13 protein-coding genes are annotated in these 13607 nt (G+C 68.3%); 5 read left to right on the forward strand and 8 right to left on the reverse strand.

Annotated features, from left to right (window positions below):
• The 3 genes from CSC68_RS04755 to gntA form a co-directional block, all read right to left on the reverse strand.
• Nucleotides 1-564: a DUF6151 family protein gene (locus CSC68_RS04755; protein ID WP_246193447.1), complete on the reverse strand. Its 564-nt coding sequence runs from the start codon at nucleotides 562-564 to the stop codon at nucleotides 1-3.
• Nucleotides 565-649: 85 nt separating this feature from the next.
• Nucleotides 650-1261 carry a DUF1989 domain-containing protein gene (locus tag CSC68_RS04760; protein WP_162202390.1) on the reverse strand — a complete coding sequence of 204 codons (612 nt, stop codon included), beginning with the start codon at nucleotides 1259-1261 and terminating at the stop codon, nucleotides 650-652.
• Nucleotides 1258-1965, reverse strand: coding sequence for a guanitoxin biosynthesis heme-dependent pre-guanitoxin N-hydroxylase GntA (gntA, locus tag CSC68_RS04765; RefSeq protein WP_162202391.1), 708 nt, complete (start codon nucleotides 1963-1965; stop codon nucleotides 1258-1260). Before gntA ends, CSC68_RS04760 begins: the two co-directional genes overlap by 4 nt.
• A 224-nt stretch (nucleotides 1966-2189) precedes the next feature.
• Here gntA and CSC68_RS04770 point away from each other — a divergent pair, with 224 nt between their 5' ends.
• Nucleotides 2190-2990: an alpha/beta fold hydrolase gene (locus CSC68_RS04770; protein WP_162202392.1), complete on the forward strand. Its 801-nt coding sequence runs from the start codon at nucleotides 2190-2192 to the stop codon at nucleotides 2988-2990.
• An 87-nt stretch (nucleotides 2991-3077) separates the two neighbouring features.
• Here the strand turns inward: CSC68_RS04770 and CSC68_RS04775 are convergent, their stop codons facing one another.
• Together CSC68_RS04775 and CSC68_RS04780 are read right to left on the reverse strand one after the other, a co-directional pair.
• Nucleotides 3078-4178, reverse strand: a complete 1101-nt coding sequence (locus CSC68_RS04775) for an alkene reductase (RefSeq protein WP_162202393.1) — start codon at nucleotides 4176-4178, stop codon at nucleotides 3078-3080.
• A gap of 45 nt (nucleotides 4179-4223) precedes the next feature.
• A complete protein-coding gene (locus CSC68_RS04780; protein ID WP_162202394.1) occupies nucleotides 4224-4985 on the reverse strand; it encodes an MBL fold metallo-hydrolase in 762 nt (253 codons plus the stop codon).
• Between the two features lie 108 nt (nucleotides 4986-5093).
• Here CSC68_RS04780 and CSC68_RS04785 point away from each other — a divergent pair, with 108 nt between their 5' ends.
• Nucleotides 5094-5951 (forward strand): protein NO VEIN domain-containing protein, encoded by an 858-nt coding sequence (locus CSC68_RS04785; protein WP_162202395.1) that lies wholly within the window; start codon nucleotides 5094-5096, stop codon nucleotides 5949-5951.
• A gap of 25 nt (nucleotides 5952-5976) precedes the next feature.
• Here the strand turns inward: CSC68_RS04785 and CSC68_RS04790 are convergent, their stop codons facing one another.
• A complete protein-coding gene (locus tag CSC68_RS04790) occupies nucleotides 5977-7227 on the reverse strand; it encodes an amidohydrolase family protein (protein WP_246193448.1) in 1251 nt (416 codons plus the stop codon).
• A gap of 149 nt (nucleotides 7228-7376) precedes the next feature.
• Here CSC68_RS04790 and CSC68_RS04795 point away from each other — a divergent pair, with 149 nt between their 5' ends.
• Nucleotides 7377-7910, forward strand: a complete 534-nt coding sequence (locus CSC68_RS04795) for a hemerythrin domain-containing protein (protein WP_162202396.1) — start codon at nucleotides 7377-7379, stop codon at nucleotides 7908-7910.
• A gap of 48 nt (nucleotides 7911-7958) precedes the next feature.
• Here the strand turns inward: CSC68_RS04795 and CSC68_RS04800 are convergent, their stop codons facing one another.
• Both CSC68_RS04800 and CSC68_RS04805 read right to left on the reverse strand, forming a co-directional pair.
• Nucleotides 7959-8891, reverse strand: a complete 933-nt coding sequence (locus CSC68_RS04800) for a DUF4344 domain-containing metallopeptidase (protein ID WP_162202397.1) — start codon at nucleotides 8889-8891, stop codon at nucleotides 7959-7961.
• A 108-nt stretch (nucleotides 8892-8999) separates the two neighbouring features.
• Nucleotides 9000-9821, reverse strand: coding sequence for a hypothetical protein (locus tag CSC68_RS04805; RefSeq protein ID WP_162202398.1), 822 nt, complete (start codon nucleotides 9819-9821; stop codon nucleotides 9000-9002).
• 205 nt (nucleotides 9822-10026) lie between these two features.
• Here CSC68_RS04805 and CSC68_RS04810 point away from each other — a divergent pair, with 205 nt between their 5' ends.
• Together CSC68_RS04810 and CSC68_RS04815 are read left to right on the forward strand one after the other, a co-directional pair.
• A complete protein-coding gene (locus CSC68_RS04810) occupies nucleotides 10027-13116 on the forward strand; it encodes a DUF3427 domain-containing protein (protein ID WP_162202399.1) in 3090 nt (1029 codons plus the stop codon).
• A gap of 64 nt (nucleotides 13117-13180) precedes the next feature.
• Nucleotides 13181-13579 (forward strand): DUF1801 domain-containing protein, encoded by a 399-nt coding sequence (locus CSC68_RS04815; RefSeq protein ID WP_240626201.1) that lies wholly within the window; start codon nucleotides 13181-13183, stop codon nucleotides 13577-13579.
• Nucleotides 13580-13607 lie beyond the last annotated feature (28 nt).

Here is a 13607-nt window from a genome sequence, read left to right on the forward strand (position 1 = left end):
TCAGTGCCCGGGCATCGGGATCCGCTCGGGCTCGCGGATCGGCTTGCCGTTTTCGTCGAAGAACGGGGAGCTGCGGTCCTTGCGCAGGCGCCCGCCAAGGATGCCGACGCCGACCTTGAGCAGCACTCCGGTCAGGGCGATATGCGAACCGCGGACCGGGCCGTGCGCGGATTCCGTATTGGCCTCGGCACGGCCTTCCGGACCGACCAGCGCCTGCACATCCGCGACATTGGCGACGCAGGCGATGGGTACGCCGACGTACTGCAGGTCGGGCGTGGGCGCGGTGCTGGCCAGCGGCGTGCGGCAGCAGCTGGCATACCAGCGCACCACCCGCTTGCTGAGGCTGATGCAGGCCACCTGGTCCTTGCCCTGGGTGATGCGCATGCGCGAAGGCCTGGCAGCAAGGATATCGGTGCCGCCCTGGGCGTCGAGCAGTCCCGGCGTGCCCAGCCACTGGGCGAAGGCCTGGCAGTAGCGGCAGTAGCAGGTCACGCGCGCATAGGCGCCGCGGTCGTCGATCTCGCCCTGCACTGTTCCGCAACGGCACTGGATCCTTACGGTCATCCACTTCCCCTTGGTCGAACCCGAGCGCACGGTCCATCCGTGCGCCTCCATTCTGGCACCTGCGACTGGGGCTCGGGTGCGGCGATCAGGCCTTGGCGCGATCAGGTGCGCGCTCGACCCGGAAGTCGATCGGCTTGTAGCTGAAGTTGTTCGACTGGCCCGCCGAGCAGGCGGTCATCGCCACCACCAGCGGCATCTCCGCGCGCAGGCGTACGTGGTCGCCGGCCCTGCTCAGCGGCGGCAGCACCGCGATCTTCCCCTCGGCATCCACCGACACGTGCATGAAGATGTTGAACGCCACCGGCACCCGGTCACGGCTGATGCCCCACGGCGCCAGCGCCCTGGCCAGGTTGCCCTCGCAGCCCGGACGGCCCTCTTCCTCGCCGTAGAGCTTCTCGAACATCTCCTTCGAGCAAGGCGTCAGGGTGAAGTCGTGGCGGCCGCAGGTGTCTTCGATGATGGTGAACATCGGGCGGCTGCGGTTGGAGTAAAGCGTGTCGCCGGTGGTGAGCCACAGCTTGGAGGCGTAGTCGATGCTGCGGCCCGAGGACAGGTATTCGTCCAGGTCCTCGCGGTTGAACGCGGTCAGGTCGCTGACCTGCTGCCCCAACGGATCGATCACCACAAGTTCGTCCCCGGCCTCCAGCTCGACCGCATGCCCCGAGCAGGGGGCGATGCGCACGGTCTCACCTGTCATTGCGGCCTCCGCACGTGGAACGGGCAGGTCCATTCTGCCTCCACCTTGCGCCCGCTGTACTGGCGCGTTTCCGGCGCCGTGCCGAAATCGGCGAGGTTGGGATTGATGCTGCCCTGCAGGGCGGTGTCGCGCTTGCGGGTGGCGGCCTGCATCTTGGCGTAGCGGCCGTCCTCGCGCAGGCGATCGAACTGGCGATGCGAATTGAACACCATCGCCGGCACCTCGAACCTGCGCGCGATCCGCGAGGCACCCGGATGCAGTCCGATGACGAAGAACGGATGGCCGGCGATGCTGAGGCTGAAACGCGGATCGTCCGGATCGCGGCTGACATCCGCGGCCCAGGGCGTGCCGCGGCGCGCGTCCAGGTCGTGCAGGCGCTGCAGCTGCGACCACAGCATGGCCTCGAAGCGGCGCTCGTCGGTATCGGAGGGACCGTCGAACAAGGCTACGAACGAATGCACGGTGGTATCCGCCGCGTCCATGGATTCGATGCGGCGCGCGAACGCGGCAAGGGCGTCGAGCAGCGGCGCATCGTTGCCACGGTCGCCGAGCCGCCCGAACTCGTTCGGCTGGATCGCCGCGCGCGCCAGGGCGGCCTTGGATCCGACGCAGGGAAAGGCCGGATCGTCGATGAAGGAAAGGAAGCGTTCGGAAATGCTGCCTTGGCTGGGCCTGGTCGCAGGCGTGCGGGCTGGGGTGATCATGGCAACGCAGGCTATAGATGCGCGCTGGACGGCCGCGTGTAATCCAGGACCTGGAGCGGATCATGGTCATGGCCGGTTGGGAAGGATGACGGGAGCGCGAAATCCGGGCCGACGATCCGCGATTTGCTATCCCTCCATTCCAATGCTGGATGGCGGGCGCCGGCACGCTCCGCGCGGCGCTTGCCTGTGGCACTCTCCGCCGGCCGTTCACCCGGAGTCCACGCATGTCCCTGGCAACGCCCATCCGCCGTCTCCATGCCCTGCTCGCCTCGATCGCCCTGTTCGCGGGAATCGCCATGCCGGCGGCTGCCGCCGAGCCGCAAACCTTTGTCATGGTGCACGGCGCCACCGCGGGTGCCTGGGAATGGAAGCGCACCGGCACGTTCCTCACCGAACAGGGACACACGGTCTACCGGGTCACGCTCACCGGCCTCGGCGAGCGCGAGCACCTCAACAGCACCGAGGTGGACCTGGAGACGCATATCAACGACGTGGTCAACACCATCCTGTTCGAGGACCTGCACGACGTGGTGCTGACCGGCCACAGCTATGGGGGAATGGTGGTCACCGGCGTCATGGACCGCATCCCCGAGCGCCTGAAGCACGTGGTCTTCCTCGACGCGGCGGTGCCGGAGGACGGCCAGTCGCTGTGGGACATCTTCGGCGCCAACCAGCCGCTGCCGCCGGACCGCTTCAAGGACGGCTTCATGCAGGTACCGTGGGTCAAGCCGGGCGACAAGCCGCCGTACAGCGTCAAGCACTCGGTCAAGTGCTTCAGCCAGCCGGTTTCGTTCAAGAACCCGGCCGCAAAGGCCCTGCCGGTGACCTATGTCGCCTTCGTGCCCAAGGACCAGTCGATCGAGGAACGCGCGAAGACCGACCGCGGCTGGCGCACGGCCGAGTCGCGCGGCTGGACCATCCGCACTTTCCCGGGCGGCCACGTCGCCCAGCAGGAAGACCCCGAGGGCGTGGCGAATTTGATCGTCGAAGCCACCGGCGACCGCAACAAGGCGCCGAAGAAGTAACCCGCCTGTGCCACGCCGATCCGGCCACCGTCGTCCCGGCCTTGGGCCGGGACCCGGTGACCCGGTCTTCCAGGCGTCCCCGCAGCCTTAATCGCCCAGCGTCGGGTAATCGGTATAACCCGTGGCTCCACCGCCATAGAAGGTCGAAGGATCCGGCTCATTGAGCGGCGCGCCCTGCGCGAAGCGCTCCACCAGGTCCGGATTGGCAATGAACGGCCGGCCGAAGGCCACCGCGTCGGCGCCGCCGGAGGCTATCAGCTGCTCCGCCCTTTCGGCGGTGTAGCCACCGCAGAACACCAGCACGCCAGCGAAAGCCTCGCGCAACGCGGCGCGGAACTGGTCGCTCAGCCTGGGACCGCCCGCCCAGTCCGGCTCGGCAATGTGCAGGTAGGCGATGCCACGCCGGGTGAACTCGCGCGCCAGGTAAAGGGCACTTTCCTCCGGCTCGGCGTCGGCGATGTCGTGGCCGGCGAAGTGCGGCGACAGGCGCACCCCGACCCGCTCCGGGCCCAGCTGCGCCACCACCGCATCCACAACCTCCAGCGGGAACCGGGCGCGATTCTCCAGCGAGCCGCCGTACCGGTCCTCGCGCTGGTTGCTGTTGCTGGAGAGGAACTGCTGCAACAGGTAGCCATTGGCACCGTGCACCTCGACCAGGTCGAAGCCCGCCCGGTGCGCGCGTCGCGCCGCCTGGGCGAACTGCTCGACCACCCCGGGGATCTCCTCGGTCCGCAGCGCCCGCGGAACCGAGGTCGGTTCGTTGCCCGCGCTTCCGTCCGGGCGCACCACGAAGGCATTTGCGCCCGCTGCTGCGATCGCCGACGGCGCCACCGGCGCCGCCCCTTCCGGCTGCAGCAGGACGTGCGAGATGCGCCCGACGTGCCACAGCTGCGCGGCGATATGGCCGCCGCGCGCATGCACCGCGTCGGTCACCCGCTTCCAGCCGGCCTCCTGGGCATCGCTGTACATGCCCGGGGTCCAGGCATAGCCCCTGCCCTGCGGCGAGACCTGGGTGGCCTCGGACACGATCAGGCCCGCGCTGGCGCGCTGGGCGTAGTACTCGGCATTGAGCTCGGTCGGGACATCGCCCGGCTGGCCGGCCCGGGAACGCGTGAGCGGCGCCATGAAGACACGATTGGGAAGCCGGAATGGCCCCAGCTCCAGCGGTGAAAGCAGACGGGAAGTCATGGGTCTGTAACTCCTTGGGAAGATGGACACAGGCCTGCCCCGGGCTCAACCGTGGCGCCTGCGGTGCCGGTCCAGCGTGCGCCGTACCCGTTCCAGCGCGTCCAGCACCTCGCGCTCGAAACCACCTGGCGGGAGCTCGCGCACCGCCGAATGGGCCGCACAGACGAAGCGGGTATCGGACCATCGTCCGGCCAGGCCCCGCGCCCAGCGCGCATAGTCGTCGGCGGCGCCGGGGCGCTGTTGCAGCGCCCGGCCAAGCATCGGATGCATGCGCAGGCCAGACTGGGGAAGCAGTCGCCCGAGCACACCGGGCGCGGCGATCACGTTGAGCGTGTCGTCCACGTGCACGATGCGCGAGGCCGGATGGCGCACCAGCACCGAGGCCACGTGCACGCGCTCGTCGGGGCAGACGAAATCCACGCCTTCGGGAACCGAGAGCTCGAAGACATCGGCCAGCGGATGTCCCGCCTGCCATCGTTCCACGGGCTCGCCAGCCCATGGCAAACCGGGCATCAGCCGGCGGTGGCGCGCCGTCCCGTGGAGGGTCGCGGATGGAAACAACCGGTGGAGCGGCTCGACCTGCAGGGTGTGGAACGGATGCACGTGCACCACCGCATCCACCAGGCTTCCGCCTTCGGTCAACGCCATCAAGGCCTCGCGCGACGCATCGTCCAGCGCTGCCGCATCGACCAGGACGAAGCGCCCGTCCGGCCGCCGCACGGCGGACATGTGGGTCCCGATATCAAGCACGCCCGCGACGCGGTAGGCCGCGCGGATGTTCCAGAAGTCTTCGGCAAGCTGCTGCATGGCGGCAGTGTGGGGCAAGGACAGTGAAGGAGCAGCAGAGACCGCGATCTGGATAGGTCTCGCACCAGCCGCTAACCTGGCAGGCCAGACAGGACCCCAGGGGGAACGATGGCCACGGGCGAAGACTGGACCGAGCTTGAGGTTGAGGCCTGCGTGGCCTCGTACCTGCGCATGCTCACCCTGGAACTCAACGGCCAGCGTTACAGCAAGACCGAGCATGCAAACGCATTGATGCAGAAGCTGGATGGGCGGAGCCGACCCTCGATCGAGTTCAAGCACTGCAACATCAGCGCGGTAATGGTGTCACTTGGATATCCCTACATCGACGGATACAAGCCCCGCGGCAACTTCCAGGGCCTGCTCCTCAAGGTGGTGGAAGCCCAGGCAAGCAACAATCTTGCGTTGCAGGAGGCTGCCCAGGCCGCCGTTTCGCGGCCCGCGAGCGAAGCCAGCGTCGCGGATGCCGACGTCGCGAACGTCTGGGTACCCCCACCCGCCGCCAAACGCCTGCGTGAAGTCCCCGCCCCCTACGCCCCAACCTTCTCGCCCGCGCGCCGCGACTACATCGCCCAGGAAGGCCGGAACCGCTCGCTGGGCCTGGCCGGGGAACTGTTCGTACTCGACCTTGAAGCACGGCGATTGCACGCTGCCGGGAAGAAGGCGCTGAGCGAGCGCGTCGAGCATGTCGCGGCGACAAAAGGCGATGGCCTCGGCTTCGACGTGTTGTCCTATGAAGAAGATGGACGCGAGCGCTTGATCGAGGTGAAGACCACTGCCTTCGGCGAGCTGACGCCATTCTTCGTCAGTCGCAACGAACTCGCCCGCTCTGAGCGGGATGCAGGGCAATACCACCTGTATCGCGTTTTCGACTTCCGTCGACGACCTCGGGTATTTGGCCTGCCCGGGGCTATCAAGTCGAACTGCGAACTCGAAGCGGTTTCCTATCTTGCACGGCTCGCGGGATAGCGCTGCCACGAACCGGCGTCGGTAATCACGGTTTCCGGTAGATCACCTCGCCGGCGCGCACTGTCCAGGCCACGTCGGCGAAGGCCTGCGCGCCCCGGGCCGGATCCAAATCCAGGGCCACCAGGTCCGCGACCAGCCCGGGAGCGACGCGACCTCGCTCCCCGTCCTCGCCAAAGACCCGCGCCGGCGTCGTCGTCAGGGTCGCCAGAAGCTGGCGCCAGCCCATGCCCGCACCGGCCAGGAGCTGCAGCTCTCGGCTGGTGTCGTACTGGTCGATGTATCCGGCATCGGTACCGAACAGCACGCTGCCGCCAGCGGCCTGCAGCATGGACCCCTGCGACTGCGCCGCACCGACGAAGCGCCGCACCACCGCCTCCGGTACGTGCTCGCGCCGGATCTCGATCTCGAACATCGCAAGCGTGGGCACCAGCGCCATTTCCTCGCGCACCAGCCGGCTTACCGTCGGTGCGCTCCAGGGCCCGGCCGCGGGCGTGGCATGGGCCAGCACGTCGACGCCGGCCTGCAGCGCGACCACCAGGCCGCCTGCGTCGGTGGCATGCGCGAATACCGGCTGCCCGCGATCCCTGGCGACCTTGCCGATAGCCCTGGCCACGGAGGCATCCATCAGGCGCACACCCTCCGTGCCGCCGACGATGGCGCCGGTAAACAGCTTCACCCCGTGCAATCCCTGGTCGAGCTGCGTCCGGGCGCGATTGCGCCCGGCATCCGCGTCGGCCACTTCCGGATCGACGCCATCGGCGGCAAGGTCCAGGTCACGGGCATACACCGGCGTACCGCCCTGCGGGAAGAATGGCGATCCGGTACTGAGCACGCGCGGGCCGCGCACCTCGCCTGCCCCGATCCGCCGCATCAGCGCCAGCGCATCGCCCGGTGCCGAGGCCAGATCGAAGATGGTGGTGAATCCCCAGCGTCCATACTGTTCGCGCAGCGTGGCCTCGAGCTGCCCGGCAGGAAGCCTGCCGGCGTTGCGGTAGGCCGGACCCAGCAGATGCACGTGGCTGTTCCAGAAGCCGGCCAGCACGACCTTGCCCCTGGCATCCAGCTGCCGCGTTCCCGCAGGGACCACCACCTCCGCTGCCCGGCCGACCGCCGTGATCCGGCCATCGGAGACCAGCACCACCGCATCCTCGATCGCCTCGTCCTGGGGCGAAGGCACGACCCGCGCCCCGGTGATGGCCAGGTCAGCCGCATCCGCGGCGGCGCCCATCGCCATCAGGGTGGCGGCAAGCAGAAAAGCGAATCTGTTCCTGCCCATGGCTGTTCTCCCTGGGGTGGCCGCGACGCCACCCGCACCGGTCCCGGCCCCACCGGCCGGCCGGCAGCTCGAGCATAGCGCCGGCGCTCACGTGCCGACCACGATCCCTGCCGCATGGTCCGAAGCCCCACTCCCCCGAGGACCAGGCAATGGCGACGCGCGACATACTCCGCACCCTCAAGGCCGAACATGACGAACTGCGGGCGCTGTTCGCACAGATGGAGGAAACCAGCGACCGCGCCGGCAAGAAGCGCGCCGAGCTGCTCGGGAAGATCGAGGCCAACCTGCTCCCGCACGCCAAGTGGGAAGAGACCGTGTTCTACCCGAAGTTCGCCGAACGCGCCGACCGTGAAGGCCTCAAGACCCATGCCGAGGCGGTGGAGGAGCACCGCGCGGTGGAAAAGACCGTGATCCCGGACGTGCACGCCGCCGACATCACCACGCCGCAGTTCGCAGGCCGGGTAAAGGTGTTCGGCGAGCTGATCGACCACCACGCCAACGACGAGGAGAAGGAAATGTTCGCCATGGCGCGCAAGCTCTTCACCGCACAGGAGCTGGCGGAACTGGACGAAGCCTACGAGGAATGGAAGGCATCCACGGCCTCGACCGTCGTCTCGGCCATGGCCGGAGTCAAGACCGGGATGCAGGCAGCGGTGCGCAAGGTGACGCGGCGGGCCCAGTAATCCCCGGCCGATCGCCGCGCCCTCGCCTGCGCAGCGGGACCTGCGCGCTCAGGACTCCGCCCCGGAGGCCGTTGCAGTTTGCGGCCCCGGCGAGCGCGTACGCTTCAGGTAGCGCATGGCCTCTTCGCGATAGGCCTCATGCCCAGGTGCCAGGTACGGCACCAGCAGGCGCACCCAGGCACGGGTGACCCGCACCGTCTCACCGGGGCAATGCGCGGCACGGGCAGCGGTCAGGTCGCCGGAATCCACCATGGACGCGAATCCTTCCGGATCGGTCCCGTAGATCAGGCACTGCAGGTTGAAGTAACGCTGCTCGGCCAGCGCATGCTCGTCGGCATAGGCCGCGAGGTTGTAGGCACCGGTGCTGCGCGAGAGCATCCAGTTGGCGGCAAGCCCCAGGTTGTCGGTGACCTCCTGCGGCGTTTCATCCAGGTCGGCGAAGCGCAGCATCAGGATCGCCGCCAGTTGGTCGACCGCATCCTCCTGGCGTCCGGTCACCGGCAGGTCCAGCAGGTGGACGAGCGCATGGCCGGTCTCGTGCAGCAGGATGAAGCGCACGTTGGCGCGCACATAGCGCAGCGGGTGGTCGTCAGCCAGGCCCAGCGCCTGCTGGTGCTCCACCCCGCGCTCATAGAGCGTGCGCAGAGTCTCGTAGCACAGCACCACCTCGGCCCGGTCCGGGCGATAGAACGCTCCGAACTCGCCGCACTCGGCGGCGACGTAGCGCAGTGGACGCGTGAGGGCGAACAGGCCGTCGATGGCCTGGATCTCCGGCAGTTGACGCAGCAGGTCCGCCTCGCGCACGCGGCGGTGGATCTGGCGCAGTTCCGGCGAGGCCGGGGTCTCATAGGCGTAGGCGAAGCGCGGCGCCGTAGCCGCCTGCCGCCCCGCCGGCGCTTCGTGCCCCGCCATCGCCGGCAGGATCGCGAGCATGCCGAGCATCACGAGGGCCAGGGCGGGGAGGCGGATCCGGAACGGCATCGGGCGCGGTCTCTTGCGGGTCGGGCGGCAAGCGTAGGGGAAGCCGCCGCGTCCTGCACGCCGCGCCGTGCCGTCAGAGCGCGGCCAGCTGCAGCTGCGAAGCGGCCTTCAGCACCGGCGGCACGCCATCGCGCAGGCCGAGGTGGCCGGATACGCCCACCTCGCGCCCCTCCGCCGGGTCTTGAGCAGGGAGGCAAACGCGTAGGGATGGTTCTCCCAGATCACCGCGGCCAGCCGCCACTCCTCGCCCCAGGCTTGGCGCAAGGCTTCCTCCAGCACCGTCTCTGGAAGCGCCAACGTCCGCACGGCTTCGTACTGGCTATCCACCGGATCCAGACCCTGCAGGCCGGAGCGCCGCGCCAGCGGCATGGCCAAGGCCTGCCGGGTGGGCTCCGGCATGACCTGCGCCTTGGCCCTCGTTTCGGGAAACAGGTAGCACCATTGCAGTGCCGCGGAATCGAACTCGAAGGCCGCCAGCAGCAGGCCCACCAGTTCCACCCGCGCCGGCCCGGCCAATCCGGGCGCATCCGTCAGCAGCGCCTCAGCCTTCGAGCGGGCCATGGCGCGGCCCACGCCCAACGCCTGCTGCATGGCACGGCCGTGGGTGACGATCGGCCCGGCAAACTGGTCCAGCACCTGCTGCGCGCCGCGATCATGCACGGCGCGCTCCAGCAGCAGCGCCACCTCGTCCGGCGACAGCCGCTCCACAGCAATGCGCGTCGGCGCGAACCACGCCAGCAGATCCAGCACGCCGTCCAGGTGTGCCGGCTGGATCCAATCGATGCCGGCCAGGTGCGCGGTGCCAACCACCAGGACCTCGCTGCGCAGTTCCGGGCGCACAAGAGGCCCCAGCTGCGTTTCCACCGCCGAGCCCGGCGCCCCCGGGGGAGCGGCGGACGCCGGCGGCAAGGCCAGCAGCAGGCCGAGCATCAACGGCGGGATGCAGCGTGGATTCGAGCCTTGGTTCCTCTCCGTTCCAGCCCGTAAACCGTGCGATATCTGGCACGGTCATCATGAACCTAGCGCCGTGGCCGCCTGGGTCCATGGGGCAAAGGTCACACAGGCATGCTCCACCCCATCCGTCCCCTAACGTGGAGCAGATGATTTCCGCCACCAAACTGGTAGCCTGGCGCACATGCCGGGACTGCATCGCGGGCTGTACGAACAACTGGTCACCGAGGCGCTCGAGGACGCCCTTTCCGAGCTCGATGCCAGGCACAAGCCCGTACGGGAAGCATTGCATCCGGCGGAGGCGGCCGATCGCATCTCCCTGCATCTGGCGTCGCTGGTGCGCCGGGCCATCGATTCCCTGGACACCAAGCTGCGGGTCCAGGTGGGCACCCGGCTGGCGCGCGAAATCGCCGAGCTGCTGGCCGCCCAAGGTCGCGGGGTGGAAGCGACTGACCGGCTCTCGCCCGCTGGCGACCTGCTCCGGGCGGTTGTCGCCTTCCGACCCGATAGCCAGCCGGAGGAGATCCTACCGCCAGCCACTCCGCTGCTGGACACGACGCTGCTGACCAATGCCCCAGGCGAGCCCCACATCGGCTTCCAGCTCCGCTCCGAGGTCACCTCGGCGGACCGCATCGACGTGCTGATGGCGTTCGTGCGCAATACCGGGATCCGTCCGTTGCTGGAGCTCTTGCGCCAGCACGTGGACCAGGGCCGGCCATTGCGGGTTCTGACCACCACCTACACCAACTCCACCGAGCTATCGGCGCTAAAGGCGCTGCGCGACCTCGGTGCGCGGATCAAGGTGTCCTATGACACCTCCAGTACCCGCCTGCATGCCAAGGCCTGGCTGTTCCATCGACACTCCGGTTTCTCCACGGCCTATATCGGCTCCTCGAACCTGACTCACTCGGCCCAGGTCACGGGCCTGGAATGGAACGTGCGTGTCTCCGGTGCCCGCAATCCGGACGTCATCGACAAGTTCTCGGCCGTGTTCGAGAGCTACTGGCAACATGACGACTTCCGCGACTTCGACCCGGACGAGTTCCAGGAGCTGACCCGGAGCCGGGCGGAAGGCCCGCAGGTCTATCTAAGCCCGGTCGAAATCCGCCCGGAGCCATTCCAGTCGCGGCTGCTGGAGCTGATCGAGCTGTCGCGGCTACAGGGCCACCACCGCAACCTGCTCGTTTCCGCGACGGGCACGGGCAAGACCGTCATGGCCGCCCTGGACTACCAGCGGTTGCGCAAACGCCTGGCAAGATCGCGGCTGCTGTTCGTGGCCCATCGCCAGGAAATCCTGGAACAGAGCCTGGCCACCTTCCGGCATGCGCTGCGCGACCCGGCATTTGGCGAGCTATGGGTCGGCGGCGCACGCCCTGCCCGCTTCGAGCATGTATTCGCGTCGATCCAGAGCCTGACGGCCAGCGGCTTGCAGCCCCTGGCACCCGACCATTTCGACGTGGTGATCATCGACGAGTTCCACCACGCCGCCGCACGCACGTACAGGGAGCTCATCGAGCACCTGGCACCCTTGGAGCTGCTGGGCCTGACCGCCACCCCCGAACGTGGCGACGAAGAGCCCATCCTGCACTGGTTCGGGAACAGGATCGCAGCGGAACTACGGCTGTGGGACGCCATCGAGCAGCACCGGCTGGTGCCTTTTGCCTATTACGGCATTGCCGACGGCACCGACTACCGGAACCTGGCCTGGCACAGGGGGCGGGGCTACGACCTCGACCAGCTGAGCAACCTGGTGACGGGCGACCATGCCCTCGCCAGTAGCATCATCTACAAGACGCTCAGGACCGTCCCCAACCCGGGGTCCATGCGTGCCCTGGGCTTCTGCGTATCCGTCGCCCACGCCAGGTTCATGGCCGAGCAGTTCAATCGCGCCGGCATCGCGGCGGTTGCGGTCTGGTCGGCCAGCAGTGACGAGGAACGCCGCCAGGCCCTGCAGGACCTGGCCAACGGCAGGGTCCGCGTGGTGTTCTCCGTGGACCTGTTCAACGAAGGCGTGGATATCCCCACGGTCGACACCTTGCTCCTGCTGCGCCCCACCGACAGCCCCACGGTGTTCCTGCAGCAGCTGGGTCGCGGCCTGCGCCGCGAACCGAGCAAGAGCATCTGCACGGTGCTGGACTTCGTGGGCCAGCACCGCAAGGAATTCCGCATGCACCGCCGCTTCGGCGCCCTGCTTGGCGGCGGCCGCAAGCAGATCGAACAGCAGATCGAACAGGGCTTCCCCTTCCTGCCCAGCGGCTGCCACATGGAGCTGGACCCGGTTGCATCGGAGCGAGTCCTGGCCAACATCCGCGGAAGCCTTCCGACCACCTGGCGCGGACGCGCCTACGAGCTGCGCCGGGTCGCCGAATCGCAGCCGCACGTCACCCTGAAAAACTTCCTGGAACTCAGCGGCATCGAGCTGGAAGACATCTACTCGGCAAACCGCAGCTGGTCGGACCTGCTGGAAGCCGGCGGCGTGGCCACCTTGCCCGCAGGCCCGCACGAGGCCGTGCTAAGGCGCGGTATCGGCCGCTTGCTGCACGTCGACGATGCCCTGCGCATCGGCAAGTACCGCGAGTTTGCGGCCATGCCGCAGGCCCCGGACATCGCCCAGCTGGACCAGACCGCTCGCCGTCTGTTGCACATGCTGGCTGCGGTGCTGTTCGACAAATTCCCGGTTCCCGTCCACGACCTCCGCCAGGCAGCCCAGGTCCTGTGGAGCCATCCGCAGGTGCTGGCCGAGCTTGGGCAGCTGATGGAAGTGCTTGCCGACCGGGTCGACCACCTCCAGCAGGCGTTGTCCACCCATCCCCACGTCCCGCTGCGGGTGCACGCCCGCTACACCCGCCGGGAGGTGCTGGCGGCGTTCGCCAGCCATACAAGGCTTACCCTTCCAGCCTGGGCGGGCGGCGTACATTGGGACCAGACCGAAAGAGTGGACCTGCTGGCCATCACCCTGGACAAGAGCGTCGGCCACTTCTCCCCGACCACGCGCTACCGCGACTACGCCATCAGTCCCACCCTGCTGCACTGGGAAAGCCAGTCCACCCCCCGCGAGGACGGCGAGGTCGGCAGGCGCTACCGCAACCATGCCAGCCAGGGCAGCACCATCCTGCCCATGGCCCGCCTGACCGTGGACGACCGCGCATTCTGGCTGTTGGGACCGGCTACCTACGTCAGCCACGAGGGCGAGCGGCCCATGGCCATTACCTGGAAGCTGCAACACGAGCTACCCGGGGATCTTTACGCGCGCTTCGGCGCCGCGGTGGGCTGAGTAGCACTTCGAGCCGCCCATCCGCCGCGCTAGCATCGGACCCTTCCGTGCGTCGGAGCCGACCATGGCCAAGTCGATCAAGCCCACTGGCACCCGCAAACCCCCGCTGCCTGGCGAGGACCATGCACCCGTCGAGGCCTGGATCAGTAGTTCAATGCCGCGCCTGCAGCCCGTGCTGCGCCACCTGGATGCGCAGATCCGGCAGTCCCTGCCCGGGGTCGGCTATGCCGTGAAATGGAAGAAGGCCTACTACGGCCTGCCCGGTCTTGGCTGGGTCATCGAGCTGGCGGCCTACGATGTCTCGGCGAACGTGGTGTTCTTCGCCGGCGCCCGCTTCGATCCACCGCCTCCGCTTGGCGAGGGTTCGCGCTACGTCAAGCTGCACTCGCTGGAAGAAGCCCAGGCCGCGGAGGTGGCGGCCTGGATCGAACAGGCCGGCAGGCATCCAGGTTGGGCCTGGTAGCCCGCCGCCGTATCGCCTTGCAAGGCCA

The sequence above is a fragment of the Pseudoxanthomonas suwonensis genome (assembly GCF_010093235.1).
GTDB classification, from domain to species: Bacteria; Pseudomonadota; Gammaproteobacteria; order Xanthomonadales; family Xanthomonadaceae; genus Pseudoxanthomonas; species Pseudoxanthomonas suwonensis.